Origin of the sequence: Pseudomonas sp. 3296 (assembly GCF_031456615.1) — a bacterium.
GTDB classification, from domain to species: Bacteria; Pseudomonadota; Gammaproteobacteria; order Pseudomonadales; family Pseudomonadaceae; genus Aquipseudomonas; species Aquipseudomonas mucoides.
In genome coordinates, this window is the sequence record NZ_JAVDUY010000005.1 from 31,854 (window position 1) to 57,363 (window position 25,510).

Sequence of the window (25,510 nt, forward strand, 5' to 3'; positions counted from 1 at the left end):
GGTGATGGGCATGACGTCACCATCCGAACCTGATTCTGTTAGCTGCTCGCAAAGCGGACGAATCAGGTGCTGTGCCACTGAAGAAGATCAGTGGCACAGCGATTCCCGTCGGTCTGGGCTCCCTCGCCTTGGCCGGCTCGGCATTCGCCGCTGTCCCCGCCGCAGCCGCAGGCACCGTCGCGGCGGCGCTGGTTGGTCTCGTAGCGTTGGTCACACCCTCGAATCTGGGCGACAGCTCGCTTTACACCGAAGACCAACTCCGTGCGCTCAAACAGGCCCGTACCCGCGTTCGCCTGCGGGTCGAGCAACAGACTGACGGCAGCCTCAAGGGTACGGTTTCTACACCGGCAAAAATCGCGATTGGGAAATGGTTGATGTCGTGCAGTTCACATTGCGTGGCAGCCAGCAGGTGGCTGACCTGGGTGACGGCATTGAACTGATCTGGACACCGGCTGTGGAGGGTTCCGACATCCTGGGCATTCCGGCGCTGGAGGCTGCCCCGCAAGCGCCGCATATCTGGGTTTACCCGCCGACGAAAGCCGCTGACAGCAGCATCGTGAACCCGGTGTATCCGCCGGAGTACAAGGATTTCATTCTTGTGTTTCCCGTGGAGTCGGGGGTAAGGCTGGTCTATGTCGTTGTCAGTTTTTCTCATCATTACTACCCGAAGCCACATACCTTGCCGGCCTTCCCGGATGCAAAATGGGCCCCAGGCAAAACCCGCATGAAGGGCGGGGGCCTACGTCCTCGTTGGAAGGATAAAAAAGGCACGATTTACGAATGGGACTTCCAGCACGGCGCAGTGGAGAAATACAACAAACGCGGAAAACACTTGGGCGAGTTTGATCACGCATCAGGCAATCAGACAAAACCTGCAGACCCAACGAGGACGGTAGAGCCATGAAGCACACGGTGATGGGTATCTATGAGGGAGACGACTTTGCTTCTTATGAGAACGTGCTTCCGATCAAAAGCGAGGAGCTCGCGGTATTGATGGGCTGGAAGGATCAAGAGGACTATGTGTATGACTACCAATTGACGAAGGATCAAATTACCGCCATTGAACAGGCCTGCTCGGTTTCGTTTCCATCCGATCTCATTCTTTTTTTAACCACCAGTCAAAATTGACGTGTGATGGGTTAACGGTGTTTTGAAAGTCACACCATCGAGTCTGGACGACAGCTCGCTTGGAAGTCCAACTCCGTGCGCTCAAACAGGCCCGCATCCGCGCTCCGTTTGAAAAGGCTCCAAAACGTTGTTACCCAACCTCGGCCGGTGGCTGCCCATGGCCCCTCGTTCACTTGTTCATCATCTCGCTGTGATGTGCGTCTCCTTCCATCGCGTCCTTGCCATGGTCGGAAAGTTGGGCATCAAACCACTGGTGAAGCGCCGCTATCAAGGCTGGATCCGAGGTCTTGAAGGCCAATTCGGCGCCACCTTCGATGTCTTTGTAGGTGATCGCCATTTGCCCAGGCTTGGCGGCTTTCAGGTCTGCCAGGCCAGGCATGTCTTGGCCATGGATGTGCGCCGGGCCTGAGAAGTCGCCCTTGAGAAACCGCTCGCGGATGTCTTGAAGGTGCTGGCGAACCCACTGCACTTGGGCAGCATCCGCAGGCTTTTTGACGACCACTTGCTGAATGCCGCCTTCAGCGGTCTTGGTGAAGACATGGGTCGTCGCTGCGAGGCTGAACGGCATGACATCCTTGCCGCGACCTGCAACCTCGGCTTGCCGTTGCGCGTCGTTCGAATGATCCATGGTCTGAGCGTGAAGGTTTGCAGCAAGCGCCGAGAGAATGATTGAGGCGATGGCGGTTTTTAGCACGGTCTTTCTCCGATGTTGGAAGGGTGTGAGCCGACGCTGGCGCGTCAATCCAACAGGCGCTTCAGCGCTGCGACACCAACAGGTGGCTCCGCCGTCCAGGGCACCACGATGACATCGTGGCTGGTTTGGTCTGCAACCCGCGCCATCTGCTTGCGCTCACTGCCCAGGCGCGCTCGCAGCAGCGGGTCATCGGTGTCTGTGGCCAATAGAGACTTATTGACCACCCAGGCAAACGGTTCGATTTTGGCCCTGCGCAAGTCATCCTGCAGTGCTGCCGCCTGAGACACCGGTGTGGCTTCCGGCAGTGTCACCAGGATGATTTTGGTGTAGGCCGCATCTTGCAGGCGCATCAAAGGCGTGACGATGTGGTCCGAGTCGCCTTTGAATTCCCGAACCATCTGGCGGTGATAGGCGCCTGTGGCATCCATCAGTAGCAGTGAATGACCCGTGGGGGCGGTATCGAGCACCACGAACGACGTTCTGGCTTGAGCAACCACGCGGGAGAACGCGTGAAAGACCGCGACCTCTTCGGTGCAGGGGGATCGTAGATCCTCGATGAGCAAGGCTATTTCATCGTCCGTCAGGGTCGGCGCGCGGGAGGCGACGATCTTGTCCACGTATTTTTGGGTCTCGACCTTGGGGTCGATGCGGCCAACGTCGAGCCCTTGCACATCGGCGTTGAGGGTCACCGCCAGATGCGCCGCAGGGTCCGTGGTGCTCAGGTGCACGGACTTGCCGTGCTGCACCAGGCCCAGGGCGATGGCGGCGGCAACGGTGGTTTTGCCGACTCCCCCTTTGCCCATGACCATGATCAACCCGCGTTCGTCATTCGCAAGCTCGGCAACCAGTTCCGAGAGGGTGTGGTGTTCCAGGGGTGAGCGCGCTTGTGTTGCAGCCGTTGTTGGCCTGGCAAGTTCCGGGGAAAGCAGACTGCGGAGCGCGGGCAAGCCGACGGAATCTACAGCCTTGAGCGAAATGTAGTCGGCTGAAAGCTGGCGCAGCGACGCGGGCATCTCGTCGAGCGCCTGCTGGCCGATCGCTTCGATGGCGGCTGCGATCGGATCATTCAAGTTGCTGCGTTTGAACACAGCGTTCACCACTAAACGCTGGTTTTCCAGACCCAACTCACGGAGCTCGTCGGAGGAACGCGCGGCCTCGCTCAGTGCGCCTTTGTCAGGGCGAGCCACTAGCACGACGGTGGTCAGGGCTGGATTGTTGAGCGCCGCCAACGCCTGATTGAAAAGCTGCTCCTGCATTTTCAACCCCGAGTGCGGCCCCAGGCATGACGCGCCACGATCATTGCCTTCCAAAAATCCGCTCCACGCTTTGGGCAGGCTCAACAGCCTGAGCGTGTGTCCCGTGGGCGCGGTATCGAACACGACATGATCATAGGCCGCGCCCCCCTGTGACAGGAGGTGGGAGAACTCATCGAACGTAGCGATTTCGGTCGTGCATGCTCCCGAGAGTTGCTCACGCACCAGAGCAATATCTTGATCGCTGGCCTGGGCGCCCATTTGCTCGACCACTCGGGCCCGGTAGTCGATGGCAGCGGTTCCGGGGTCGATGTTGAGCACGAACATTCCAGGCACGTTCGGCACCGCTACAGGCTGATTGCTCAGCTCGACACCGAGCATCTCATCAAGGTTCGAGGCCGCGTCTGTGCTGACCAGCAGCACCTTCTTGCCTGCATCAGCCAAGGCGATTGATACCGCAGTGGAAACCGACGTTTTGCCAACCCCGCCCTTGCCAGTGAAGAACATATATTGGGTGGGCTGATCGAGCAGTTTGAGGGTGGACTGCATGGCACGTTAGCCTCGCTACGGAGCACAATTGAGGCTCAGAGTTTAGACCGATGCTCAGCACATCCAACTTTATCTGGAAAACAGTCAGTGCAACCCGCCGCAGCTCCCGCTATTAATACCCTTCCCCACTCAAGGACCCGAGCCCGCCATGAAATTCGACCTCGCCTACTGCCTCAGCCTCGACGACAAGCTGTCGATCTATGACGTGCGCGATCTCAATTTCGACGAAACCATGGAGTTCGATTCCGCCAAAGAACACTTCCAATGCCCCAATGACGCCTGTCGCTCGGCCTTCGATGCGGCAAATGTGCTGACGACGTTCAACGCCAAAAACGTGAATTACGTACGCACCCCGCACTTCAAGAACACGCCCAGCACCCGGCATGTGGCGGATTGTCCTTATGTCAGTCTCAAGGCGCCGGCGCCAGGTGTGGACGCGGACGGTGCGGAAACGGATGACAGTCGCGAGGAGCATTTCCCGTCGGAGTTGTTGCTGACGCGACGCGAGTATGTGCGTAAGCCGTCGAGTCCAGCGGTGGCGGCTGATGTGATGCAGGGCGATTCGAAACCCTCTTCAGCGGCCAGTGACGTCGAACCCCCAAGCCGCGAATCAGCACCGGACAAGACCAGTGTCTTCGCCCACCCGGTGGAGTGTTTTGTGTCGAACTTCGAGGACAAGGACCTGCTCAAGCGCATGCCGCTGAAGATTGGCGAGCACACGGCGCCTTATGGGTCGTTCTTCAAGAAGATCGAATACCTGACGGACAACAAGGGGCTGATTTACTGGGGCAAGATCAAGGAGATCAAGGATTACACCCAGAGCTTTCGTATCGATTTCGAACAGAAGGTCTGGTTCAAGCAGGCGGATGAGGCGAAGAAGAAGCCGTATTCAGTCAACGTTTACTTGAGCAAAAAGCTGATCGACAACTACCGCAAGCGCAAAGCGTTTCTGGAAGAGATCAAGCACGCCATCGACAGTGAAGCGCAGTTGTATTGCTTCTTTTATGGCGTGACGCCGGAGTTGAAGCAGGTGCCGAGCAAGAAAAACCCCGAGCAGACGTTCGGGGTGTTCAGTGCGAATATCGAGAACCTGGATCACTTCATTATTCGTGAGGCGCCGGGGTTATCGAGTACGCAATCAGGGCAGCTGTAGCGCAACGCCGCCGGGGTGTTGCTTGATCAGGCTATACGGCAGGACACCCCAGTCCACATTTCCACACACTGCAGCCACGTGAGGAAAGGACGGATCTAACTTGATTCCCTGCTCGGTGAAATACCAGGAAGGAAAACTCCAGCGGTCCTCGTCATCGTAGTCGCAGTCGTCGTCCCCTTCTGTTGTGACCGTCATTTGATCGGGATAGAGCTTAAGCAATTGCGCCACCAGCCACGGCGCCAGCTCTTTACCACGGTAATCAGAATAGGCACTGAATGACTCAGACGAAGAAATGTAGGCGTCGTAGTTTTCCTCGTAGTGCAGCGGTTTTCCCTGTCCCACCCACAGCACGTCATCAAGCGTCAAAGATTGGCCCGTTTTAGTATCGAGGTTGAGTGAGTCATTGACCTGATCCGGGTAAGCACCGCCACAGAAGTACTCGGTTGAGACACGGACGCTCATGACGTTCGGCGTCATCCACAGAGGCTGACTCGTCTGTGCGTAGTAGGCGTCAGCGTAGTTGGCGAAGCATCCGTAATACCCCACGACCTCCTGCCACAAACGGCCCATCAATTGCTGATTGATACGCTTACGCTCTTCAGCGTTGTAGCCCGAAACCACTTCAAACAGCTCGGCTTTGGATTGTGGGTCGCTCCACCATTGCAGCGTGTAACCCATGAAGGTTTCAGTCTTGCCTTGTGTAAGCTTCATACCTTGCAAGCGCAGGTATTCATAAGGCGCCTTGTCGTGAAGTCTGGCGAGATAGGGCAAGGTGTCAGCGGGAATCTGAGGAAGGTTCGCTGGCTGCAGATCAATCTTCAAAACTTTGCCTTTAGGGCTAGTCCATTCTCCGGACCAGCCGCTGGACTTTGGTTGCAAGCGAATTGTCGGAAAAGGTTTGTGCTCTCCATAACGCTGGTCACCCTCTTCCAGCACTAGTGTTTCCCCTTCCCTTGAGCCACTAAGCACCAAGTCCTTGCGGTACTTTCGGTAAAAGTAACGCCCTTCACTGCCATCGGCGCTCACCTCCAGCACAATCGGCATCTTTCCCAGTGTCCCGGTATAGACCTGCTTGCCGCTGTCGGCCCACAACATCGTAGAAAACGTGGAGCACACCAATACGACAATGCCAGCAAGACGAAACAGTCCTTTAGACATCAAATAATCCTTGAATGCAGCGAGCATTGGCTCGCAATAAAGAGCGGCGATTATGGCGAACCCGTGTTCGAGAATCGATAAAAAGCTAACTTGATGACGATCAGTTCAGGCACATGCTGACCATCACCATCACCAACACCAGCAACCCCACATACACCCGCGCATGGATTCGGTCCGGAATTCGTCCGATCCAACGTGTGGCCAATCGAATCCCCAGCAACGATCCCATCGTCAAAACCGCAAACGCCAGCAGATCCACATAGCCCACAAACCACGTGCCCAGATCAAACTCGGCGAACGCCGCCATTGCCATGTAAGTCGCTGTTCCGGCGAGCGCTACCGGCAGGCTTAGCGGATTAGCCATGGATGTCGCGTGACTCATGCTCAACCCGCATCGCCGCAACAGTGGCACGGTCATGACGCTGCCGCCTACGCCAAGAAACGTGGCTATCATGCCGATTCCTACACCGCCGCCAGACTGTTCTGCGCTCCCAAATCGCCGTGGAATTGCAGTGTCGGGCGCGGTCAGAAATCCGCGTCTGAACAAGCAATCCACAATGGTCACAGCCAGGTAGGCAATGAAGGCGTAACGAATCAGTTCGCCACTGACCCACGTCGCGGCCAAGGCGCCGACCGTCGCGCCCAAGCCGATGAAACCACCCAACGGCCACAGGTAATGGCGAATGAGATTACCCGCGCGGTGGTGTTTTCGGGTGGCGATCAGTGCGTTGACGATCATCACGCAGGTCGACGTCGCGACGGCAATGTGCATCGCCGATTGGCCGATCGGGTCATCGCTGCCGTGGCTGGCGGTGAGCATGCGGTAGAGCAATGGCACGACGACGAAGCCGCCGCCGAAGCCGAACAGCACCGCCGTGACGCCAGTCATGCACCCGAAAAATGCCAGCAGGAGATAAAACATCACGCGTCGTCCGTTGATTGAGAGCGGTCGACAATAGAGCGATGCGCCTTGGCCTGCCTCAGCAAGTCAGCCAATAATGTTCGCGTTTACGCCAACTGCTGGAAACCGCTCAATGCGCAATGTTTCGATCAATCTGCTGGATGACACGCCCCGCTCGGTGGTGGCGGTCGGTACGGATTATTCCCATGGTCATATGTTGCCCCGTCATACGCATCGGCGGGCACAACTGCTGTACGGCGCGACGGGGGTGATGCAGGTCAGCACGCATGACGGCAATTGGGTGGTACCGCCACAGCGGGCGGTGTGGATTCCGGCGGGGGTGGCGCATGAGGTGCTGATGCTGGGGGTGAGCACGCGCAGTTTGTACATCGAACCAGGCACGGTTGATCTGGGGGCTCGTTGCCAGGTGATCAGTGTGTCGCCGTTGATGCGGCATTTGTTGATGGAGGCAGTGGAGATCCCGCTGGTGTACGACGAGGCCGGGCGCGATGGCGCGCTGATCGACTTGCTACTGCATGAACTGGCGCGCAGTGCTCACTTGCCGTTGCACATTCCGTTGCCTGTCGATGCGCGGTTGCTGGGGTTGTGTCGGGCGTTTCTGCGGCAGCCGAATGCTCACCAGTCGCCGCAGCAATGGGCCGATCAATTGCACATCAGTCTGCGAACGTTTAACCGGTTGTTTCGACAACAGACCACCCTGAGTTTCAGCCAATGGCGGCAGCGTGCCTGCGTGGTGCTGGCCCTGGCGCGGTTGGCATCAGGAACGGCGGTAACGCGCATCGCACTGGATTTCGGTTATGACAGCCCTGCCGCCTTTTCGACCATGTTTCGTCGTTTACTGGGCCAGCCACCGTCCGTCTGGATGGAAGCCTCGAAATAGCAAAAATCGAAAAATGAGTTTGATCCGGGCGCAAAACAACTGTACAAAAACACAGTATATTTTAAATCAGCACTCTCGAGCCCGGAGAACACCATGGCCTCTCATGCGATGAAAATCACCCTGGAACGTATCGCCCTCTTCCAATTCACCCCGGCCCACTGCGCCCAGGCCCGGGCGATGCTGGGTTGGAGTGTGGAAGAGCTCTCGGAGGAATCCGGGGTCTCCGTGGAGGCCATTACGCGATTTGAGGCCGAACGCGATGTGCTGGATGTCACCCGGCTGGCGTTGGCGTATCGGTTTGAATCGGAAGGCCTGGTGTTCTTCCCTGGGTTTGCGCCGGGTCGAGGGATGAATGTGAAAGGGTCGACGCCTGATCCGGTGGGTCGGGCGGACTACGCGATGGTTGAGTGAGGAGTCAGCAGATGAATGGAATCAATGAATGCGACAGGCGCGGTCATCCGTCTTCGGGTGATATCGATGCGGGGCAGATGAGGGCAAAGGCCGAATACCTCATGAAGATTGGCATGCTGCTGGATATCGGTCAGTTGGGCAAGGCGGAAGCGGCGCAAAGGCTGGGGCTGTCAGCCGGGGAGCTGGATGAAATTCTCGGTGGGAACGTTCGCGATCTGACAGTGGCGAAGATTGTGGGCCGCTCCATGGCGAGCGGCCCGACGGTGGAGGATCAGGCGTTCTGATGCCTGACTTGATCACGCTGAAATGACCGTCCCCGTTGAGACCTTACTGCTCTTCAAAAGCCGGATTCTGGCGTTCTAACGATGCTTGCTCATAGCTGTAAGCCAGCGCCAGCAGTTGGGGTTCACTCCAGCGCTGGCCGAAAAAGAACACAGACGTCGGCTGCCCATCACTGCTCATGCCCGACGGGACGGTAATGGCGGGGTAACCGGCGACGGCGGCGCTGAATTGCGAGTAGCCATCGGCATCGGCGAACAATGCGTCCAGGCGATGTTCAGTCATTTGCTCATCAATGGCAGCCTTGAAACTGGCATTGAGGGTGCCGAACATCTCGGCGGCCTGCGAGGGGGTCATGTCCAGTTCATTGATGTCGTTCAGCATTTGCTGCCCGTAGCCTTCGGCGCCCGGGTTAAGTTCGTTGAAGTCGATCAACTGTTGAAGCGTCTGAATCGGCAAGCCTGAACGACTGGCCAGGTACTCGGGCAGTTCATGTTTCATGCCTGCCATGAGGGCGTTGAAGTAGCCATCGATATCAGGCAGTCGAAGTGTCAACGGCACCAGGGTCGCGCCTTGCTCTTCCAGTGTGGCCAGGGCCATCAGGAATTCAAAACCAGGCCGAAGAACAGTGCCGTTCGTGCCGACGTACTCAGTCGGGTAACCGATTCTTTTGCCTTGCAGCGCCTCGGTGGTAAGCAGCGCGGTGTAGTCAACGCCGACGGGGGCATCGCGGGTGACCGGGTCACTGGCGTCAACGCCTTGCAGGGCATTGAACATCAGCGCGGCATCGCGGACGGTCCGAGAGAGGGAGCCCGGCGTGTCTTGCAGACGTGTGATGGGAATGATGCCCGATCGGCTGAACAGACCCAACGTAGGCTTCACGCCCACCACGCCATTGGCCGAAGCAGGGCACGCGATGGAACCGTTGGTTTCGGTCCCCATGGCTAACGGTGCAAAACCGGCGGCAACACCGGCGGCTGATCCCGAGCTGGAACCGCAGATTTCGCCGTTCAACACGTGGGGATTTTTACCTTGGCCACCTCGGCCACTCCAACCGTGGGGCAAGCCCATTTCCCGGACGTAAGCCCATTCGCTCATGTTGGTTTTGCCGAGAATGACGGCACCTGCGTCACGCAGCTGTTGGACCACAAACGCGTCGTTCGCAGCAGGCTGACCGACCATGGCCAAAGAACCCGCGCTCGTTTGCATCTGGTCCGCCGTGTCGATGTTGTCCTTGAGCAGAACGGGGATGCCGTGCAGCGGGCCACGCACTTTTCCGTCCTGACGCTCCTGGTCCAAGGCGCTGGCAATGTCGATGGCCTGGGGGTTGAGCTCGATAATCGCGTTGATCGACGGCCCTTGCTTATCCAGCGTGTGAATGCGCGCCTGCAAATATTCCACCAGGGTGACTGAGGTGAGTTCGTTACGCGCCATTCGCTCGGTGAGCTCGCTGACGCTCGCATATTCGAGCGGCTGGGCAGTGACGGAGGCGTTGTTGTCTGCCAATGCAGGCCCGGAGACCGATAGCAGAATGATCTGCGCCAGCGCCGTCATGCGGTTTTTTAAAATGTCCTTCATTTACAGCATCCTTGTTATGGCTAATCACGGGCGAGTCATTTCACCCGCCGCACAGCCTACCGAAACCGTAGGAAACGGCTGTCAGTCACAAGGAGCTGTCAATGTAGGAAATGTCACCCTGACTTGTAGCCGCTACAAGCCAAACGCCCTTCTTCCTTCACCGTACTTTCCATTTCCGACCACCACGCGGCCCCTCGCTGTGGGTACATGATGTTAAACGCCTCGCCCATTTGCGGCGTAGTGATCGACACATTGCGCTCCCAGGCCAACGCCAAAATCCGGTCGAAGGGCTCGAACCAGGCATGCATCGACAAGTCGAAGGTGCCGTTGTGAATGGGCAGTAGCCAGCGGCCTTTGAGGTCGATGTGTGCTTGCAGGGTTTCTTCCGGCTGCATGTGAATGTGCGGCCATTCAACGTTGTAGGCGCCGGTTTCCATCAGCGTCAGGTCGAACGGGCCGTACTGTTCGCCGATGCGTTTGAAGCCGTCGAAATAGCCGCTGTCGCCGCTGAAGAAGACCCGAGTGTCGCCGTCGATCATCACCCACGAGGCCCAAAGGGTGCTGTTGCCGTCGAACAAACCGCGCCCGGAAAAGTGTTGTGAAGGGGTGGCGATGAACTGGATGCCGTCGACCTCAGTGCCCTGCCACCAATCGAGTTGGCGCACTTTGCTGGCCTCCACGCCCCATTTGATCAGCGTGTCGCCGACGCCCAGCGGGGTAAGGAAGTACTTGGCCTTGTCCGCCAGTTTGAGTACCGCGCGATAGTCGAGGTGGTCGTAGTGATCGTGAGACAGGATCACCGCTTCAATCGGTGGCAATTCGTCCAGGCTGATCGGCGGCTGGTGGAAGCGCTTGGGGCCGGCCCATTGCACGGGTGAAGCGCGCTCGGCGAAGACCGGGTCGGTGATCCAGAATTTGTCCCGCAGTTTCAGCAGGACGGTGGAGTGGCCGAGGCGGTAGACGCTGTGGTTAGGCGCTGCGATCAACGCCGCCTGAGTCAGGGCTTGTACCGGCACTGAGGCCGCTGGGCGGCTGTTGCGCGGTTTGTGGAAGATCATGCTCCACATGATGCGCAGCATTTTGTGAACGCCTTCACGTTGCACGGGCACATGGTTTTGAAAGCGCCCTAGTGTCTGATGAGAAGCTTCAGGCGTAGGGGCGTTATCCGCAGCGGAAGTAGAAGTGGCCATGACTGAGTGACTCCAGAAAAACCGCAAGATGGCAGTTCTTCACGGTGGGACGATAAATGGCCAAAGCACGCACGCATCAGCCGGAGATCTATTTTTCGCTGGGCAGGATTAACAAAACGTTACACTGCACAGTGTAGTTTCTAGGTTGCATCAAAGCCGATGACAAGTAAACTACCGAGTGTAACTTTCCTTTGCCTCCTGCCGAAGCGTACTTATGACAGCTCCACAGCGCCTCACCGACCGAAAACGTGCAGCCATTATCCAGGCGGCGATTGTCGAATTCCGTGCCAACGGTTTCGATATCACCAGCATGGACAAGATTGCCGCCACTGCCGGCGTGTCGAAGCGCACGGTGTACAACCACTTCCCGAGCAAGGAAGAGTTGTTTGCCGAAATCCTCAATCAATTGTGGGCGCGGGTACTGTCAGATCAGGAAACGTCCTACCGCCCTGACCTGCCCTTGCGCGACCAGATGCGCGTGATGTTGCAGGCGAAAATGCAGACGCTCGGCGATGACAATTTTCTCGACCTGGCGCGGGTGGCCATCGCCGCCACGATTCATTCGCCCGAGCGTGCGCAGAACATGGTAGCCAGAATGGGCCAGCGTGAAGAAGACCTGACCGTGTGGATTCGCACGGCACAGGCCGATGGTCGATTGAAACCGGTCGACCCCGCGTTTGCCGCCCAACAGATTCAGGGGATGCTCAAGTCCTTTGCGTTCTGGCCACAGATTTCCATGGGGTTGCCGGGGCTGTCACCGCAGATGCAGACCACCGTGGTGGAGTCGGCGCTGGACATGTTCCTGGCCTGTTATCAGGTCTGCGAAAAATGACACGGTCCCGCCCTTCCCCTGCATGGCTCGGTGCTCAGTAAATCAGTGCAATGTGTTTCAGAATGAAACTGGCGAGGGGGCTATAGTGAGCGTCAGTCCCAGCGCCATGCAGAGAGCATCATGACCACCCCAACTGCTGATAAAAAACCCGTCGTCGATCATTTACGCTTCCATCGCGCTCACGCCCACCTCGCGCCTACTTTCGGCAACGACAAATTTGCCCTGCGGGCCGAAGCCTTCGCGCGGTTCTTTGGCACGCCGACCTTTCTCGGGGCGCAGACGCTGATCGTGGCGGTGTGGATATGCCTCAATATCTTTGGCGTGACCCATTTCGACGTCTACCCGTTCATCCTGCTCAACCTGGCGTTCAGCCTGCAAGCGGCTTACGCCGCCCCACTGATTCTGCTGGCCCAGACCCGTCAGGCGGCGCGTGACAAAGCGCAATCCGATGCCGATGCGCAACACCGTGAGGCCATCGCCGTGGCCAACAGCGAACGTCAGGCCGAAGCTGCAAAAAACAACGCGCAATTGATGGAGTTGCTCGAACAAAACACCCGGCTCACCGAGATGACCAAGACCCTCACCGAGCGCATTGAAAACCTGACCTCGGAAATGCATCAGCACTTCGTGCGCAAAGAGCCGCCCAAGGTTTAACGCGCGCTCAAGGCAATCGCAGCACCCGCCCCAACTCATCAAACAGTGTCACCACAGAGCGCAATGCGCGGCAGTCTGGACGGGTCAGCAGCCAGAGCGTGGTGTCGTAACCGTCCAGAGGAGCGGTCAACGGCTGCAACGTGTCGCCGATCAAAAAGTCCGGCAAGGCCGCCACCCCTAACCCGGCCCGCACCAGCTCGGTCACCGACAGCATGCTGTTGCAGCGATAGGCCGGCGTGACGCCCGGCAAGTGCTGACGCCGCCAGGCAACAGTGGGATGGTCAGGCAGGAAATCGTCAGGCGCGATCCAGGTCAGCGAAGCCAAATCTTCAGGGTCGACAGACTTCAGATACCGCTCACTGGCACACACCCGGTAGGCAATGTCCGCAAGGCGTCGACCGACCAAATGCTCGGGCGGTGTGCGCGTCAGGCGCAACGCGATGTCAGCATCGCGGCGGCTGAGGTTGGCGAAGTCATTAGAAGTGCTCAACTCAATGGTCAACGCTGGGTAGGACGGCATGAACTGCGCCAGCGCCGGCAGCAGCAACCCTTGCAGGACCGAATCGGTGCAGGTCAGGCGAACGGTGCCGCTGATGACTTCCCCACCCTGCTCCACCCCAATTCGCGCCGCGTCCAACGCTTGCTCTGCGCGCTCGGCCTGCTCGGCCAAGGTTTGCGCGAGCGTGGTTGGCAAATACCCGGCGCGGCTCTTTTCGAACAGTTGCTGCCCCAATGCCGCTTCCAGTCGGCGGACGGCGCGAAACACCGTTGAAACGTCGACTTTCAGCAGGTTCGAGGCCCTGGATAGCGAACCGCCACGCACCAGCGCGAGGATCAAGGCCAGGTCGGGATAGTCCAACCGATAGTGCGCTGCTGCATTGATCATTTGGAATAACGCCCATATTGAGTGCGTGAACGCCAATCTATAGTGGGCGCCAGGAATCAACAAGCCGAGAGAGCACTCATGGAAACCCCCTTAATCCGCATCGCGCTGATCGGTGACTACGACCCTCAAGTCACCGCCCACCAAGCCATTCCCGTCGCCCTTGGCATGGCCGCCGAAGCGTTGAAGCTGGACGTGCAATTCCAGTGGCTGGCCACTGACCAGATCAACGCCGACACACCGCTGCAAGGTTTCGAGGGTTTCTGGTGCGTGCCCGGTAGTCCTTATCGAGACATGGATGGGGCGTTACGGGCGATCCGCTTTGCCCGAGAGCAGCAGCGACCGTTCCTCGGCACTTGTGGCGGGTTTCAACATGCGGTTTTGGAGTACGCCCGCCATGTGTTGGGCTGGGAAGATGCCGAACACGGCGAGACGCATCCTGATGCCGCACGGGCGCTTCTGACGCCGCTGACCTGCTCGCTGGTGGAAGCGGTGGATAGCATTCATCTGGTTGAAGGTTCGTTGATCGCCAACGCGTACGAAACGACTGCCATACGCGAAGGCTATCGCTGCCGCTTCGGTGTGAATCCTGAGTTCGAACGAGCGTTATTGGTCCAGCAGCTGCACGCCGTTGGCCATGATTCCCAGGAGGATTTGCGGGCGGTTGAGCTCAAGGGGCATCCGTTCTTTGTCGCCACGCTGTTCCAGCCGGAACGTGCGGCGCTCAAGGGCGTTCTGCCGCCGCTGGTCCGCGCTTTCGTCAGGGCTTGTGTGAGGCAGAAACCATGACGACGCCTTACTACGCAGTGATTTTCACCTCCCGGCGCACTGAAGGTGATCACGGTTACGCCGAGGCTGCTGAACGCATGGTGGCGCTGGCCCGTGAGCAGCCGGGGTTTCTCGGTGTGGAATCGGCCCGGGGCGAGGATGGGCTCGGGATTACGGTTTCTTATTGGGCCAGTGAAGCGGCGATTCTGGCGTGGAAACATCATCCCGAGCACAGTCAGATTCGTGAGCGTGGGCGCTCGACCTGGTATGCGGAGTGTCAGACGCGGGTGTGCAGGGTTGAGCGGGATTATCGGTTTCATCTCTGAGCGTTGTGGTGTTCTTTTGGACGCCATCGCGAGCAGGCTCACTCCTACAGGGGAACGCGTTTCAACTGTAGGAGTGAGCCTGCTCGCGATGAGGCCGGACAAGACTCCGCACCGCCGCAATCTGCGGCACGTCCCGCCGCTGCATATACACCCGCAACGGCTCGGTGATGTTGATGCGGTCATCAATATTCTGATCCAGCAGCAACTGAATCAACTCACGCTTGAGCGTCATGACCTGCCCCGGCCCCGGCGCCCAGACAAACTCGCTCACCGGAATGATGCCGTCATCGGCGACGTCCATACCGAACGCGTCTTCGCTGAATCGAACGATGTAATGACCCGTCTTGCGATTGAGGCCGACGAAGCCGTGGAGTTGGTCGGCAGCCTGGCAGATGAGTTCGGAAGTGATGCGCATATAAACCTCACAAAAGGGTCGTTAACGACCGGTGACCGATGGTTTACACGCAAGGAAAACGACGCGGGTTTCCCTCTGCCGGGGAAACTGCCGTGGCCAAGAGTACTGCAAAGCGGCACACACCGGCGCTGAAAAAATGAGCTTTAAACACGTTTATGTCGGTCTGGCGATAGCGCGAGCGGCGCTCAGTTGTTAAAAGGGACGTCTTTGAAAATCTCTCTGCGAAAGGATCTCGACATGCCGGTTACCTTCACCAAAAGCGCCCTGCTGCTGAGCCTGATGCTCGGCCTCGGCCAGGCACAGGCCGCCAGCGAACCCGGCCCGACCGCGCTGGCCAGCCGTTTGGGCATTCCGCACCCGGCGGTAATCGCCCACCGCGGCGCGTCGTTCGATGCCCCCGAGTCCACCGCGGCCGCCTATAAACTGGCCCGCGACCTGGGCGCCGATTACCTGGAAATGGACCTGCAACGCAGCAAGGACGGCGTGCTGTTTGCCCTGCACGACAACAACCTGCAACGCACCACCGACGTCGCCACCCGGTTCCCTGATCGCAAGAACAGCCCGGCCAACGCGTTCACCATGGCCGAGCTGAAAACCCTCGACGCCGGCAGTTGGTTCAACACGGCTTACCCGGATCGCGCGCGTCCGTCCTACGCCGGGCTGAAAATCCTGACGCTGGACGAGATCATCGACATCGCCCAAGGCAACCCGCTGCACAAGCCGGGCTTGTACATCGAGACCAAAGAGCCGAAGCAATTCCCCGGCATCGAGCGCGACCTCAAGGACAAGTTGCAGGACCGAGGCTGGCTGAGCCCGGCCGGTTCGAAACTGGGGAAAAGTGATCTGGCGGTAGGCCAGGGCAAAGGCAAGGTCGTGTTGCAGACCTTCGAGAAGAGCAGCCTGGAACTGCTGCAAAAAGAAATGCCGAAAGTGCCGAAGATCCTGCTGCTGTGGGTCGGCGAAGGCAGCATCGAGCCGAAATCCAAAGTGACGTTCGCTGAATCCGGCGACAAGGACAAAGCCACTTATTACGCCAGGCAGGAACCGAAAGACAAAGCCGAATTCCAGCAATGGGTCGAGTACGCCAAGGCCCAGGGCGCCATCGGCACCGGCCCTTCCGCCGCACTGACCCAGGGTGGCGATCAGAGCTATTCGGACCTGGTGCAGCCGTGGATGAACCAGTTCACCCACGATCAGGGTTTGTTGGTGCACGTGTACACCATTGATGATGCGGTGGATTACCAGAAGGTGATGGATGCCGGGGTGGATGGGGTCTTTACTAACCGGGCCAGTGAGTTGTTGAAGTTCTATAAGCGGCCGGCGGCGGGGACGGTTGCGCAGTTGCTGCAGAATAACGGGTATTGATTCGGGACCGCGGTGCGGCTATCGCGGGCAAGCCACGCTCCCACAGGAATTGAGCAGCACTCGTGGGTGGTGGCTTTCTGGAATTAAGGATGAATTAAGTTGCCATAGTTAATCTGGCGCCACTTAAACAGAACAACCCAAGGAAAGAACTTCATGAAAACATTGACTGCCCTGTTCACCGCCGCTGCCCTGACCCTCACTGCTGGCCTGGCCCAGGCTGATGTTCGCGTCGATCAGATCCCTGAACTGGTCAAGAGCGGCAAGATCAAGCCGCTGGAAGAAATGAACCAGGCAGCGCTGAAACTGCACCCGGGTGCGACCATCACCGACACGGACCTGGACAACCACTTCAACGGCTACGAATACGAAGTGGAACTGCGTCTGGCTGACGGCACGGAATGGGACATCGATTTCGATGCTGCGACCGGCAAAGTCCTGAGCAACAAACAGGACAAGTAACCCGAACTGATAAAGCCGCACGATCTCCAAATCGTGCGGCTTTTTTACGTCCCGAATTCAGCGCGAGCCAACGCGCCGCCAGCCCGATAGAATCGGTCCACGGTGTTCTCGCAGAGATTGATCGATATGGGGCAAACAGCGGCAGCAGACATCGCCACGATCGGTCGGATCAGCGCGGTGCCGGCGATTCTCCAGGTCATCCGCGAGTTGACGGGCCTGCGTTTCTGCGCGGTGGCGCGCGTGACGGAGAATTCCTGGACCGCTTGCGCCGTGCTTGATCAACTGGATTTCGGCTTGCAGGTCGGCGGTGAACTGGAGGTGGCCACGACCCTGTGCCACGAAATTCGTCAGGCCCACCAGTCGGTGGTGATCGACAAGGCCAGTGAAGACCCGCTCTATCACAATCACCAAACGCCGCGTATTTACCAGTTCGAAAGCTACATCTCGGTGCCGATCTTCCGCACCGACGGGCGCTTTTTCGGCACCATCTGCGCGCTTGACCCCACCCCTGCGCCGCTCACATCCAGCACGATCCAGAGCACCATGGAATCCTTCGCCCGGATGTTGGCGCTGCAAATCGAGGCCGAAGAAAGCCAGCAGCACACCGAAGCGGCGCTCAAGCAGGAGCGTGAAACCTCGCAATTGCGCGAACAGTTCATCGCCGTGCTCGGCCATGACCTGCGCAACCCGTTGTTCGCGATCAGTGCCGGCGCCGAAATGCTCCTGCGCAAACTTCCGGAGCCGGCCAATCAGCAACGGGCCCGGCACATCCTCACCAGCGCTCGACGCGCCACCCGACTGGTCGATGACGTGCTGGATTTTGCCCGTGGCTCCTTTGGCAGTGGCATTCCGGTGAACATCAAACCGTACGCGGATCTGGACGCGGCTTTACGGCATGTGATTTCCGAGGTCCAGAGTGTTCACCCGGACCGCGTCATAACCTCTTCCATTGGCGATTTGCACAACGTCCCTTGCGACCGCGAGCGGGTCGCCCAATTGCTGTCCAATCTGGTGGCGAATGCGGTACTCCACGGCGATCCACAAGGTCCGGTCGAGGTCAATGCGCAGATCCGCGATGGGCATTTCATCCTGAGCGTAAAAAATCAGGGGCTGATTGCCGAGAACGCATTAGCCTTCCTGTTCCGCCCCTACTCGCGACCGGCCGGCGACACACCGCAGGCCGGCCTCGGATTGGGCTTGTACATTGCCAGTCAGATTGCGCAGTCCCACGGTGGAAAACTGGAGGTGGTCTCGACCGCGCTTCAGGGCACGACGTTTACCTTCACACTGCCTGTGCAGGCTTAGGCGCTGGTACTGACCAGCGAACCCGACGTGCTGGAATCAGCGTCCTGCAACGCCTGCAATAACGCCGCCGTTGCCGTCTGCAATGAACCCGCCGTGGGCCTTACGCGCTCAAACGCGCCGTCACTTCATTCAACTGCGACGACACCCCGTGCAGGTTGTGGCTTGCCGCTTCAGTGCGTTGCACGTTGTCCAGATTGGTACTGGCGATGCTGGTGATCTCGGTGAGGTTTCGCGAGATGTCCTCGGCCACCGAGGTCTGCTCTTCGGCAGCAGTGGCGATCTGGCGATTCATGTCGCGAATCGCTTCGACGGCCTGGGTGATCCGCTCCAGCATGGCGCCGGCCTCGGTCACTTGCTGCACACTTTCTTCACTGCGTGACTGCCCGCTTTCAATCGCCTGCGCCGCATCCACCGCACCGGTTTGCACAGTCTGGATGATCTGGTTGATCTCGATGATCGACGCCGCCGTGCGCTGGGCCAGGCTGCGCACTTCATCGGCGACCACCGCAAAACCGCGCCCGGCTTCACCGGCACGGGCCGCTTCGATGGCGGCGTTGAGCGCCAGCAGGTTCGTCTGTTCGGCGATGCCACGAATCACTTCCAGCACCTTGCCGATGCGGCCGCTGTCGGTTTCCAGCTGACGAATGACCGTGGCGGTGTTGGCGATTTCACCGCGCATCTGGGTGATGGTATGGATGGTGCCCTGCATGACTTTTTCGCCCTGCTGCGCGGACTGGTCGGCGTCGTCGGCAGCGCGTGCGGCATCGGCGGCGTGACGCGCAACTTCTTGCGCGGTCGCAGACATTTCGTTCATCGCCGTGGCCACCTGATCGGTGCGGTTGAACTGTTCGTTGGTTCCACCGGCCATCAGCGTGGCGATGGCGTTCAGTTCGCCACTGGCGCTGTCCAGGTCCTTGGCGCTGCGCTGCAAATGGCTGAAGGTCTCAGCGAGGAAATCGCGCAGGGTGTTGGCGGCGACCGCCAGTTTGCCCAGCTCATCCTGACGGGTGCTGGCCACGCGATCGGCGAATTTGCCCTGGCTGAGTTGCGCCACGTAGTCGATCAGTTTGCGAATCGGTTCGACCAGGTTGCGGTTGACCAGCCACAGGCTCAACAGACCGATCAGCAAGCCTGAGGCGAGCATCACGATGATCCCCAGCAACACGGTGCGGTCAGCGTCGGCACTGATCCGCTTCGACTGTTCGGCGCCCTGTTTGCGCAGTTCGACAACCAGTTCGCTCATCTGATCACTGGCCGCGCGGTCCACGCCTTTGACGGCGGTGTCGCCAGCAGCCGGGTCGGCGCCGGCAGCGACGTAGGCATCGCGGCCCTTTTGATAGGCAATGCCCAGCAAGCGGTGTTCATCTCGCAGGCGTTCGATGCGGGTCTTGAGTTGCGGCTCGATGCCCTTCTGCCCGGCCAGCTCACTAAGGATGCTTTGCACATCGCGCTGACGGTCTTCGAATTGCTTCCAGTATTTGTCCAGATCCGCCGGTTGCTTGCCGCGCAGCAGGACGTTTTTCCATTCCTGAACCTGCACCTTGAATTGCAGGTTGGCTTCATCGATCAACTGGGACGTGTGCAGCGGGCCGTCGATCAGGTTCGCGTAGCTCTGAACACCGTTGGACAGAAAGTGAAAGCAAGCCAAGGCAATCAGCAACATCGCCAGCAGGCTGCCGCTCAACAAGGCGAGAATTTGTGCTCTCAGGGATTTTTGCAGCATCGAGTGATACTCATGACAGGGGTGAGACACGCCGTGACTGGGCGTGAAAGGTGTTCGGACATCCCTGTCTGCGACTTGGCTCGTGGCCAAAGGCGCGCACGTTAACGTAAGCGAGATCGGCGGGCCAGAGCGGTTCTTTAATCCAATCCGACCGTCGGTAGAGCCACTATTCAGCCTTCATCGATTTGTCACAGAACTGTCAAAAATCCTTGCGATGATGCGGCTGTAGCAGCTGGCGAAGCCTGCTGCTACATAGAGCGATAGCGCCCCCTTGCGAGCACTCATGAACCACAGCATCGACCAAAGCCATCGCGACACCGATCTGTTCGGTCTGCTCTACGGTTTCAGTTTTCGGCCCGGTGAACGTGGTCGTGAAATCGATTCAGCCAAAGCCTTGCAATGCCTGCAACAACCCGACGACAGCGAAGAATTCCTCTGGCTGCACCTGAACCTGGCGCACGCCGCGTGCGAGCGCTGGATGAAAAGCCATCTGGAATTGCCGGACGAGTTTTTCGAAGCGCTGCATGAAGGCTCACGCTCGACGCGCATCGAACATGTGGATTCGGCCTTGCTGGCGGTGGTCAACGACGTGGTGTTCAACCTCAGCAGCATGGTCTCCTCGGATGTCTCGACGCTGTGGGTGTGCGCCCGCAGTCGGCTGATCATCAGTGCCCGTCTGCAACCGCTGCACTCGGTGGACAAGCTGCGTTCTTCGGTGAAGGCCGGTGAATGTTTTCGTTCGCCGCTGGAGTTGCTCGTGCATTTGCTGCGCGATCAGGGCGAGGTGCTGACGCAAATCGTGCGCAAGACCAGCTTGAGTGTGGATCAGATCGAAGATGAATTGTTGTCGTCGCGCCTGTCGACCAACCGTGCCGAACTGGGCGCCAACCGCCGCGTGCTGGTGCGCCTGCAACGCCTGCTGGCACTGGAGCCGGGCTCGTTGCTTCGCTTGCTCAATCGGCCACCGCAATGGCTGCAGAAGGAGGATGTCAAGGAGCTGCGCAAGTCCACCGAGGAGTTTGCGCTGATCATCAACGACCTCACGGCGCTGGGTGAGCGAATCAAACTGCTGCAGGAAGAGATTGCCGCCAACCTCAACGAGCAGAGCAACCGCACACTGTTTACGCTGACGGTGGTGACGGTGCTGGCGTTGCCGATCAACATCATTGCCGGTTTCTTTGGCATGAACGTCGGCGGCATCCCTCTGTCCGGCGACCCGGAAGGGTTCTGGATCCTGGTGGCACTGGTCGCAACCTTTACCGTGCTGGCCGGACGCTGGGCGTTTCGCAAGCGCCAGGATTATTAAGCCTCCCCACGACCTGTAGCAGCTGCGAAGCCTGCTGCTACTGGGTTGCGCGGTGGATTCTGACTAACGGATAAGCAAAAACCCCAAACCCTGATCTGACGCAGTTTCTCTGTAACAATTAGCAACGACTATCCCTGATACACCTCCCTCATCAGGATTGTCCGTTATGGCTACGCCTTCCTACCCCGCCGATACCCAGGCATCCGCTGCCCGTAGCGCCAAACCCCAACTCGATAAAAAGCCCAGCCTGTTCACCCTTGTGGTGTTTTTCGGGGTGCTGGCCAGTGGGTTATTGTTCACCGCTTACAGCCTGATGCACGACATGCACGAACTCGGCACGGTGGTGACCACCTGGACCCCGTTTCTGCTGCTGGGCGTAGCGCTGCTGATCGCGCTGGGCTTTGAATTCGTCAACGGTTTCCACGACACCGCCAACGCGGTGGCCACGGTGATCTACACCAACTCGATGCCGCCAAACTTCGCGGTGGCGTGGTCCGGCTTCTTCAACTTCCTCGGCGTGCTGCTGTCCAGCGGTGCGGTGGCGTTCGGCATCATCGCCCTGCTGCCCGTGGAGCTGATTCTGCAAGTCGGCTCCTCCGCCGGTTTCGCCATGATCTTCGCTCTGTTGATCGCGGCGATCCTGTGGAACCTCGGCACTTGGTGGCTGGGCTTGCCGGCCTCGTCGTCGCACACCTTGATCGGTTCGATTATCGGCGTCGGCGTGGCCAATGCCCTGATGCACGGTTACGACGGCACCAGCGGTGTGGATTGGGCGCAGGCGACCAAGATCGGGTACGCGTTGCTGTTGTCGCCTCTGGTGGGCTTTGGCTTTGCCGCGCTGTTGCTGCTGGCCTTGCGTGCATTCGTCAAGAATCGGGCGCTGTACAAGGCGCCGGTCGGCAGCACGCCACCGCCGTGGTGGATTCGCGGGATGTTGATCGTGACCTGCACCGGTGTCTCGTTCGCCCACGGTTCCAACGATGGCCAGAAAGGCATGGGCCTGATCATGTTGATTCTGGTCGGCACGCTGCCCATGGCCTATGCGCTGAACCGCACCATGCCGGCCGACCAGGCGCTGCAGTTCGCCGCCGTAGCGGAAGTGACCCAGCAAGCGCTGGTCAAGGCGGCGCCACAACCGGCCCCGGCCGACCCGCGTCCGGTGCTGTCCGAATACGTGCGCAGCAAGGAAGCCACACCGCAGCTGGTCCCTGCACTCGCCGCCCTCACCGGCAGCATCGGCGCCCAGGTCAAGGGTTACGGCTCGCTGTCCAAAGTGCCGGCCGAGGCCGTGGGCAACGTTCGCAACGACATGTACCTGACCAGCGAAACCATTCGCCTGATGGACAAGAACAAAGTCGGTAATTTCGACGCCGACACCAGCGGCAAACTGCAACTGTTCAAGCAGCAGATCGATAACTCGACGCGCTTCATTCCGTTGTGGGTGAAGATCGCCGTGGCGATTGCTTTGGGCCTGGGCACCATGGTCGGCTGGAAGCGCATCGTGGTGACGGTTGGCGAGAAGATCGGCAAGACCCACCTGACCTACGCCCAGGGCGCCTCGGCGGAAACCGTGGCAATGCTGACGATTGGCGCGGCAGATATGTTCGGCCTGCCGGTGTCGACCACCCACGTGTTGTCGTCGGGTGTGGCCGGGAGCATGGTCGCCAATGGCGGCGGTTTGCAGATGAAGACCATCCGCAACCTGCTGATGGCCTGGGTGCTGACCTTGCCCGCCGCGATCCTGTTGTCGGGCAGCCTGTACTGGTTGTTCACCAAACTGTTCTGACCTGGACACCCAACCCTGTAGCAGCCTGCGTCCGGCTGCTACAGGGATTTTTTTTGCCGGGTAAAAAGCATTTCGTCGCAAATACAGGCGATTACGCATTTATTGATCCACTACCCGCCCGTTAGCACTTCAGTTTGCTAACGTGTTGCCGATTCTTAAGAGACTCGATGTATTCAGGAGTGGAATCGTGAATCTGTATATCAATCAGCTTCAGCAAAAAGCTGACTTCAAAGAAGCCATCTACGCTGGCGACATCTTCCTGAACACTCAGCTGCGCGCGGCCAAAGAACTGTGTGCGTTTGCTCAGGAAAGCATCACCGCCGCTTTCGACGGCGAGACCAACCACCAGGCCCTGCACACGCTGATGCCGGTGGAAGAATTCGTGGTGTTGGTAACACGCCTCAAGGGCCAGTTCACCAACAGCCAGCGCGCCAAGGACCTGATCCTGTCATTTATCGACGAGATCGGCGTCGACCCGCGCGAGTACATTTTCGACGTGCCGCGCATTCGCGTGGTGCCGAATTATGACTACCTGCACGCTGGCGTCAGCTACGCCTACAAGCCGCACCGCGACACGTGGTACGGCAGCGTCGATTGCCAGATCAACACCTGGATGCCGGTGCACACCATTCGCCCCGACCAGACCATGATGATCAATGCCGGCTACTTCGACGTGCCGGTGAAGAACACCTCCAGCGAATGGAGCCTCAACGACTGGATCAGCAACCAGCGGCACAAGGCCAAGGACAACCTCAAGGAGGAAGTCCGCGTGCACCCGGTGCCACTTGAGGCGATCAATACGTCATCAGAAGTGCGCATCGCCGGCAACACCGGTGAGATGCTGATTTTCTCCGGCTCGCACTTGCACGGCACGGTCGCCAACCACACCGATCAAACCCGCTTCAGCGTGGATTTCCGCCTGATGCACCTCGATGACCTCAAGCACAAGCGTGGCGCGATCAACGTCGACAGCGCCTGCCCTGACGTCGGCGCCGGTTTCAAAGATTATTTCCACGCCCACGACTTTTCGAATTTCCAAGGAATCCAGCAATGACCAAGCGTCGCATCACGCCTGCCGAGGCCCAGTACAACGAAACCCGTGCCAACGTTCTGAAACGGGTCGATGCCGAATACGTGGCCGACGCCCCGTTCGTGTTCGCCAACCGCATCGGCGTGACCGCTGCCCTGTCGCGCATGGAACTGTTCAAAAAAGTCGCTGAAGTACCGGGTGCGATCATCGAGTGCGGCGTGTACAAGGGCAACTCGCTGATGCTGTACATGCACTTGTCGATGATCCTGGAACCGTACGCGATCAACCGTTCGATCATCGGCTTCGACACCTTCGAAGGCTTCCAGAGCATCGACAAGAAAGAAGACCCGGCCGACGTCAACGAGACCATGTTCTCCGACACCGACCAGTCGCTGATCCAGGACATGATCGACGCCAACGACCTGCTGCGCCCGGTCAACCGCATCCCGCGTTGCGAACTGGTCAAGGGCGACATCGTCAAGACCGTGCCGGAGTGGGTCAAGACCCGCCCTGACCTGGTCGTGGCCATGCTGATCCTCGACACCGACCTGTACGAATCGACCAAAGTCGCGCTGGAAACCTTCCTGCCGTACATGCCAAAAGGCGCGATCGTGGTGCTGGACGAAGTGGCTTACCGCAACTTCCCGGGCGAAACCAAAGCCCTGCGCGAAGTGCTGGACCTGAACAAGATCGAGCTGAAGCGTTTGCCGTTTGATTCGTGCGTGGGTTACTTCCACGTCTAACGCATACCCCGGGGCTGACACAAAACCCTGTGGGAGCGAGCTTGCTCGCGATGAGGTCATCACATTCAACATCACTGTTGACTGAACCACCACCATCGCGAGCAAGCTTACTCCTGCACATAATCTCCTTCAGGTTATGGGCTGGATCACCCAGCCAGTCCATAAACCCTCTGACCCGCGACCGCTGCTTGCCGTCCACTTCATACACCCCCCCTCCGACCGCGCTATTCATCCTTCGCAAACAGTGCGCGTCACCAACCGCTCCCGCACCACGTCGTACACCCAATGGTAAAGGTAGGTGTACGGCAGGAAAAACAGCAGTACACCGATGTCGAGCAGGAACGCTTCCCACAGGCCGATCTTCAGCCACCAGGCAATCAGCGGCACGCCAAAGGCAACCAGACCACCTTCAAACAACAGCGCATGGACCACCCGGACCCACGCGTTGTGCGCCATTTTGTAGTGCTTGAGCACACGGTCGAACAGGCCGTTGAAGACCACGTTCCAGGCCAGGGCCAGGGCTGCAATGAACAGGGTGACCATGCCCATGTCGAGCAGCGGTTTGTCCATGATCCAGGCCAACAACGGGGTACAGATCAGGATGGCCAGCAGTTCGAAACCAACGGCTTGGAAAATACGTTCAGTGATGGTTTTGTTGGCGCTCATGGCCAGGCTCCTCTGAGTGACTGTGGTTGCCATGCTCCTTCATCACACCGATAC

At 58.9% G+C, this 25,510-nt stretch carries 26 protein-coding genes and 1 pseudogene; 17 read left to right on the top strand and 10 right to left on the bottom strand.

From position 1 onward, the window contains the following. Positions 1–29: 29 nt before the first annotated feature. Together J2X66_RS14225 and J2X66_RS14230 are read left to right on the top strand one after the other, a co-directional pair. Positions 30–904: pseudogene (locus J2X66_RS14225) on the top strand (colicin E3/pyocin S6 family cytotoxin); the annotation flags it as partial. Continuing rightward, on the top strand, positions 901–1,128 hold the full coding sequence (locus tag J2X66_RS14230; RefSeq protein WP_028939376.1) for a hypothetical protein: 228 nt from the start codon (positions 901–903) through the stop codon (positions 1,126–1,128). The pseudogene J2X66_RS14225 and the gene J2X66_RS14230, both read left to right, overlap by 4 nt. Before the next feature lie 169 nt (positions 1,129–1,297). On the opposite strand, the gene J2X66_RS14235 is transcribed toward J2X66_RS14230, so the two are convergent. Both J2X66_RS14235 and arsA read right to left on the bottom strand, forming a co-directional pair. Then, positions 1,298–1,756, bottom strand: coding sequence for an aspartate carbamoyltransferase (locus tag J2X66_RS14235; RefSeq protein WP_218281369.1), 459 nt, complete (start codon positions 1,754–1,756; stop codon positions 1,298–1,300). A 110-nt stretch (positions 1,757–1,866) separates the two neighbouring features. Then, complete coding sequence (gene arsA, locus J2X66_RS14240; RefSeq protein WP_310265334.1) at positions 1,867–3,624, bottom strand: arsenical pump-driving ATPase; 1,758 nt, start codon at positions 3,622–3,624, stop codon at positions 1,867–1,869. A gap of 148 nt (positions 3,625–3,772) precedes the next feature. Between arsA and J2X66_RS14245 the strand changes: the two genes are divergently transcribed. Then, positions 3,773–4,777: a hypothetical protein gene (locus J2X66_RS14245; RefSeq protein ID WP_310265336.1), complete on the top strand. Its 1,005-nt coding sequence runs from the start codon at positions 3,773–3,775 to the stop codon at positions 4,775–4,777. On the opposite strand, the gene J2X66_RS14250 is transcribed toward J2X66_RS14245, so the two are convergent. Further along, positions 4,763–5,935 (bottom strand): hypothetical protein, encoded by a 1,173-nt coding sequence (locus J2X66_RS14250; RefSeq protein ID WP_310265340.1) that lies wholly within the window; start codon positions 5,933–5,935, stop codon positions 4,763–4,765. The genes J2X66_RS14245 and J2X66_RS14250 overlap by 15 nt on opposite strands. A gap of 100 nt (positions 5,936–6,035) precedes the next feature. After that, positions 6,036–6,857, bottom strand: a complete 822-nt coding sequence (locus J2X66_RS14255) for a sulfite exporter TauE/SafE family protein (protein WP_310265342.1) — start codon at positions 6,855–6,857, stop codon at positions 6,036–6,038. Positions 6,858–6,969: 112 nt separating this feature from the next. Here J2X66_RS14255 and J2X66_RS14260 point away from each other — a divergent pair, with 112 nt between their 5' ends. The 3 genes from J2X66_RS14260 to J2X66_RS14270 all read left to right on the top strand — a co-directional run bounded on the left by J2X66_RS14260 (position 6,970) and on the right by J2X66_RS14270 (position 8,432). Beyond that, complete coding sequence (locus tag J2X66_RS14260) at positions 6,970–7,737, top strand: helix-turn-helix transcriptional regulator (protein ID WP_310265344.1); 768 nt, start codon at positions 6,970–6,972, stop codon at positions 7,735–7,737. A gap of 93 nt (positions 7,738–7,830) precedes the next feature. Further along, positions 7,831–8,148, top strand: coding sequence for a helix-turn-helix transcriptional regulator (locus J2X66_RS14265; RefSeq protein ID WP_310265346.1), 318 nt, complete (start codon positions 7,831–7,833; stop codon positions 8,146–8,148). An 11-nt stretch (positions 8,149–8,159) separates the two neighbouring features. After that, on the top strand, positions 8,160–8,432 hold the full coding sequence (locus J2X66_RS14270; RefSeq protein ID WP_310265348.1) for an XRE family transcriptional regulator: 273 nt from the start codon (positions 8,160–8,162) through the stop codon (positions 8,430–8,432). A gap of 43 nt (positions 8,433–8,475) precedes the next feature. Here J2X66_RS14270 and J2X66_RS14275 read toward each other — a convergent pair whose 3' ends face one another. Continuing rightward, on the bottom strand, positions 8,476–10,005 hold the full coding sequence (locus J2X66_RS14275; protein ID WP_310265350.1) for an amidase family protein: 1,530 nt from the start codon (positions 10,003–10,005) through the stop codon (positions 8,476–8,478). Positions 10,006–10,118: 113 nt separating this feature from the next. Next, positions 10,119–11,195: an MBL fold metallo-hydrolase gene (locus J2X66_RS14280; RefSeq protein WP_310265352.1), complete on the bottom strand. Its 1,077-nt coding sequence runs from the start codon at positions 11,193–11,195 to the stop codon at positions 10,119–10,121. A gap of 214 nt (positions 11,196–11,409) precedes the next feature. Here J2X66_RS14280 and J2X66_RS14285 point away from each other — a divergent pair, with 214 nt between their 5' ends. Both J2X66_RS14285 and J2X66_RS14290 read left to right on the top strand, forming a co-directional pair. Then, the gene (locus J2X66_RS14285; protein ID WP_027923903.1) at positions 11,410–12,027 is read left to right on the top strand and encodes a TetR/AcrR family transcriptional regulator; all 618 of its coding nucleotides are present in this window, start codon (positions 11,410–11,412) and stop codon (positions 12,025–12,027) included. A 120-nt stretch (positions 12,028–12,147) separates the two neighbouring features. Then, positions 12,148–12,681 carry a DUF1003 domain-containing protein gene (locus J2X66_RS14290; protein ID WP_027923902.1) on the top strand — a complete coding sequence of 178 codons (534 nt, stop codon included), beginning with the start codon at positions 12,148–12,150 and terminating at the stop codon, positions 12,679–12,681. A gap of 7 nt (positions 12,682–12,688) precedes the next feature. Here the strand turns inward: J2X66_RS14290 and J2X66_RS14295 are convergent, their stop codons facing one another. Further along, positions 12,689–13,630, bottom strand: a complete 942-nt coding sequence (locus J2X66_RS14295; protein ID WP_310265357.1) for a LysR family transcriptional regulator — start codon at positions 13,628–13,630, stop codon at positions 12,689–12,691. Positions 13,631–13,645: 15 nt separating this feature from the next. On the opposite strand from J2X66_RS14295, the gene J2X66_RS14300 reads away from it, so the two are divergent. Both J2X66_RS14300 and J2X66_RS14305 read left to right on the top strand, forming a co-directional pair. Further along, the gene (locus tag J2X66_RS14300) at positions 13,646–14,353 is read left to right on the top strand and encodes a CTP synthase (RefSeq protein ID WP_310265359.1); all 708 of its coding nucleotides are present in this window, start codon (positions 13,646–13,648) and stop codon (positions 14,351–14,353) included. Next, positions 14,350–14,658, top strand: a complete 309-nt coding sequence (locus J2X66_RS14305) for an antibiotic biosynthesis monooxygenase (protein ID WP_310265363.1) — start codon at positions 14,350–14,352, stop codon at positions 14,656–14,658. Before J2X66_RS14300 ends, J2X66_RS14305 begins: the two co-directional genes overlap by 4 nt. A gap of 61 nt (positions 14,659–14,719) precedes the next feature. On the opposite strand, the gene J2X66_RS14310 is transcribed toward J2X66_RS14305, so the two are convergent. After that, positions 14,720–15,073 (bottom strand): DUF2025 family protein, encoded by a 354-nt coding sequence (locus tag J2X66_RS14310; RefSeq protein WP_310265366.1) that lies wholly within the window; start codon positions 15,071–15,073, stop codon positions 14,720–14,722. 237 nt (positions 15,074–15,310) lie between these two features. Between J2X66_RS14310 and J2X66_RS14315 the strand changes: the two genes are divergently transcribed. From J2X66_RS14315 to J2X66_RS14325, 3 genes are all read left to right on the top strand, one after another. Beyond that, the gene (locus tag J2X66_RS14315) at positions 15,311–16,438 is read left to right on the top strand and encodes a glycerophosphodiester phosphodiesterase (protein WP_310265368.1); all 1,128 of its coding nucleotides are present in this window, start codon (positions 15,311–15,313) and stop codon (positions 16,436–16,438) included. Positions 16,439–16,591: 153 nt separating this feature from the next. After that, entirely contained in the window at positions 16,592–16,897 is a 306-nt protein-coding gene (locus J2X66_RS14320; RefSeq protein WP_310265371.1) for a PepSY domain-containing protein, read from the top strand. 126 nt (positions 16,898–17,023) lie between these two features. Then, positions 17,024–18,202 (top strand): GAF domain-containing sensor histidine kinase, encoded by a 1,179-nt coding sequence (locus tag J2X66_RS14325; RefSeq protein ID WP_310265372.1) that lies wholly within the window; start codon positions 17,024–17,026, stop codon positions 18,200–18,202. Between the two features lie 100 nt (positions 18,203–18,302). Here J2X66_RS14325 and J2X66_RS14330 read toward each other — a convergent pair whose 3' ends face one another. Then, complete coding sequence (locus J2X66_RS14330) at positions 18,303–19,925, bottom strand: methyl-accepting chemotaxis protein (protein ID WP_310265374.1); 1,623 nt, start codon at positions 19,923–19,925, stop codon at positions 18,303–18,305. A 283-nt stretch (positions 19,926–20,208) separates the two neighbouring features. On the opposite strand from J2X66_RS14330, the gene J2X66_RS14335 reads away from it, so the two are divergent. The 4 genes from J2X66_RS14335 to J2X66_RS14350 all read left to right on the top strand — a co-directional run bounded on the left by J2X66_RS14335 (position 20,209) and on the right by J2X66_RS14350 (position 24,790). Further along, on the top strand, positions 20,209–21,231 hold the full coding sequence (locus J2X66_RS14335) for a transporter (RefSeq protein WP_123432883.1): 1,023 nt from the start codon (positions 20,209–20,211) through the stop codon (positions 21,229–21,231). Positions 21,232–21,397: 166 nt separating this feature from the next. Further along, positions 21,398–23,017 (top strand): inorganic phosphate transporter, encoded by a 1,620-nt coding sequence (locus tag J2X66_RS14340; protein WP_310265377.1) that lies wholly within the window; start codon positions 21,398–21,400, stop codon positions 23,015–23,017. Between the two features lie 187 nt (positions 23,018–23,204). Next, the gene (locus tag J2X66_RS14345) at positions 23,205–24,071 is read left to right on the top strand and encodes a hypothetical protein (RefSeq protein ID WP_310265378.1); all 867 of its coding nucleotides are present in this window, start codon (positions 23,205–23,207) and stop codon (positions 24,069–24,071) included. Further along, positions 24,068–24,790: a TylF/MycF/NovP-related O-methyltransferase gene (locus J2X66_RS14350; protein WP_007946102.1), complete on the top strand. Its 723-nt coding sequence runs from the start codon at positions 24,068–24,070 to the stop codon at positions 24,788–24,790. The genes J2X66_RS14345 and J2X66_RS14350 overlap by 4 nt, the downstream gene beginning before the upstream one ends. Before the next feature lie 228 nt (positions 24,791–25,018). On the opposite strand, the gene J2X66_RS14355 is transcribed toward J2X66_RS14350, so the two are convergent. Beyond that, positions 25,019–25,456, bottom strand: a complete 438-nt coding sequence (locus tag J2X66_RS14355) for a multidrug/biocide efflux PACE transporter (RefSeq protein ID WP_310265382.1) — start codon at positions 25,454–25,456, stop codon at positions 25,019–25,021. Positions 25,457–25,510: the final 54 nt, after the last annotated feature.

Bases quoted from the DNA above. Each gene is read 5' to 3' on its own strand.
- J2X66_RS14235 (WP_218281369.1), bottom strand. From the start codon at position 1,756: ATGGATCATTCGAACGACGCGCAACGGCAAGCCGAGGTTGCAGGTCGC.
- J2X66_RS14300 (WP_310265359.1), top strand. From the start codon at position 13,646: ATGGAAACCCCCTTAATCCGCATCGCGCTGATCGGTGACTACGACCCT.
- J2X66_RS14280 (WP_310265352.1), bottom strand. From the start codon at position 11,195: ATGGCCACTTCTACTTCCGCTGCGGATAACGCCCCTACGCCTGAAGCT.
- J2X66_RS14245 (WP_310265336.1), top strand. From the start codon at position 3,773: ATGAAATTCGACCTCGCCTACTGCCTCAGCCTCGACGACAAGCTGTCG.
- J2X66_RS14265 (WP_310265346.1), top strand. From the start codon at position 7,831: ATGGCCTCTCATGCGATGAAAATCACCCTGGAACGTATCGCCCTCTTC.
- J2X66_RS14270 (WP_310265348.1), top strand. From the start codon at position 8,160: ATGAATGGAATCAATGAATGCGACAGGCGCGGTCATCCGTCTTCGGGT.
- J2X66_RS14290 (WP_027923902.1), top strand. From the start codon at position 12,148: ATGACCACCCCAACTGCTGATAAAAAACCCGTCGTCGATCATTTACGC.
- J2X66_RS14320 (WP_310265371.1), top strand. From the start codon at position 16,592: ATGAAAACATTGACTGCCCTGTTCACCGCCGCTGCCCTGACCCTCACT.
- J2X66_RS14335 (WP_123432883.1), top strand. From the start codon at position 20,209: ATGAACCACAGCATCGACCAAAGCCATCGCGACACCGATCTGTTCGGT.
- J2X66_RS14285 (WP_027923903.1), top strand. From the start codon at position 11,410: ATGACAGCTCCACAGCGCCTCACCGACCGAAAACGTGCAGCCATTATC.
- J2X66_RS14305 (WP_310265363.1), top strand. From the start codon at position 14,350: ATGACGACGCCTTACTACGCAGTGATTTTCACCTCCCGGCGCACTGAA.
- J2X66_RS14230 (WP_028939376.1), top strand. From the start codon at position 901: ATGAAGCACACGGTGATGGGTATCTATGAGGGAGACGACTTTGCTTCT.
- J2X66_RS14325 (WP_310265372.1), top strand. From the start codon at position 17,024: ATGGGGCAAACAGCGGCAGCAGACATCGCCACGATCGGTCGGATCAGC.
- J2X66_RS14355 (WP_310265382.1), bottom strand. From the start codon at position 25,456: ATGAGCGCCAACAAAACCATCACTGAACGTATTTTCCAAGCCGTTGGT.
- arsA (WP_310265334.1), bottom strand. From the start codon at position 3,624: ATGCAGTCCACCCTCAAACTGCTCGATCAGCCCACCCAATATATGTTC.
- J2X66_RS14250 (WP_310265340.1), bottom strand. From the start codon at position 5,935: ATGTCTAAAGGACTGTTTCGTCTTGCTGGCATTGTCGTATTGGTGTGC.
- J2X66_RS14330 (WP_310265374.1), bottom strand. From the start codon at position 19,925: ATGCTGCAAAAATCCCTGAGAGCACAAATTCTCGCCTTGTTGAGCGGC.
- J2X66_RS14260 (WP_310265344.1), top strand. From the start codon at position 6,970: ATGCGCAATGTTTCGATCAATCTGCTGGATGACACGCCCCGCTCGGTG.
- J2X66_RS14275 (WP_310265350.1), bottom strand. From the start codon at position 10,005: ATGAAGGACATTTTAAAAAACCGCATGACGGCGCTGGCGCAGATCATT.
- J2X66_RS14315 (WP_310265368.1), top strand. From the start codon at position 15,311: ATGCCGGTTACCTTCACCAAAAGCGCCCTGCTGCTGAGCCTGATGCTC.
- J2X66_RS14350 (WP_007946102.1), top strand. From the start codon at position 24,068: ATGACCAAGCGTCGCATCACGCCTGCCGAGGCCCAGTACAACGAAACC.
- J2X66_RS14255 (WP_310265342.1), bottom strand. From the start codon at position 6,857: ATGTTTTATCTCCTGCTGGCATTTTTCGGGTGCATGACTGGCGTCACG.
- J2X66_RS14340 (WP_310265377.1), top strand. From the start codon at position 21,398: ATGGCTACGCCTTCCTACCCCGCCGATACCCAGGCATCCGCTGCCCGT.
- J2X66_RS14310 (WP_310265366.1), bottom strand. From the start codon at position 15,073: ATGCGCATCACTTCCGAACTCATCTGCCAGGCTGCCGACCAACTCCAC.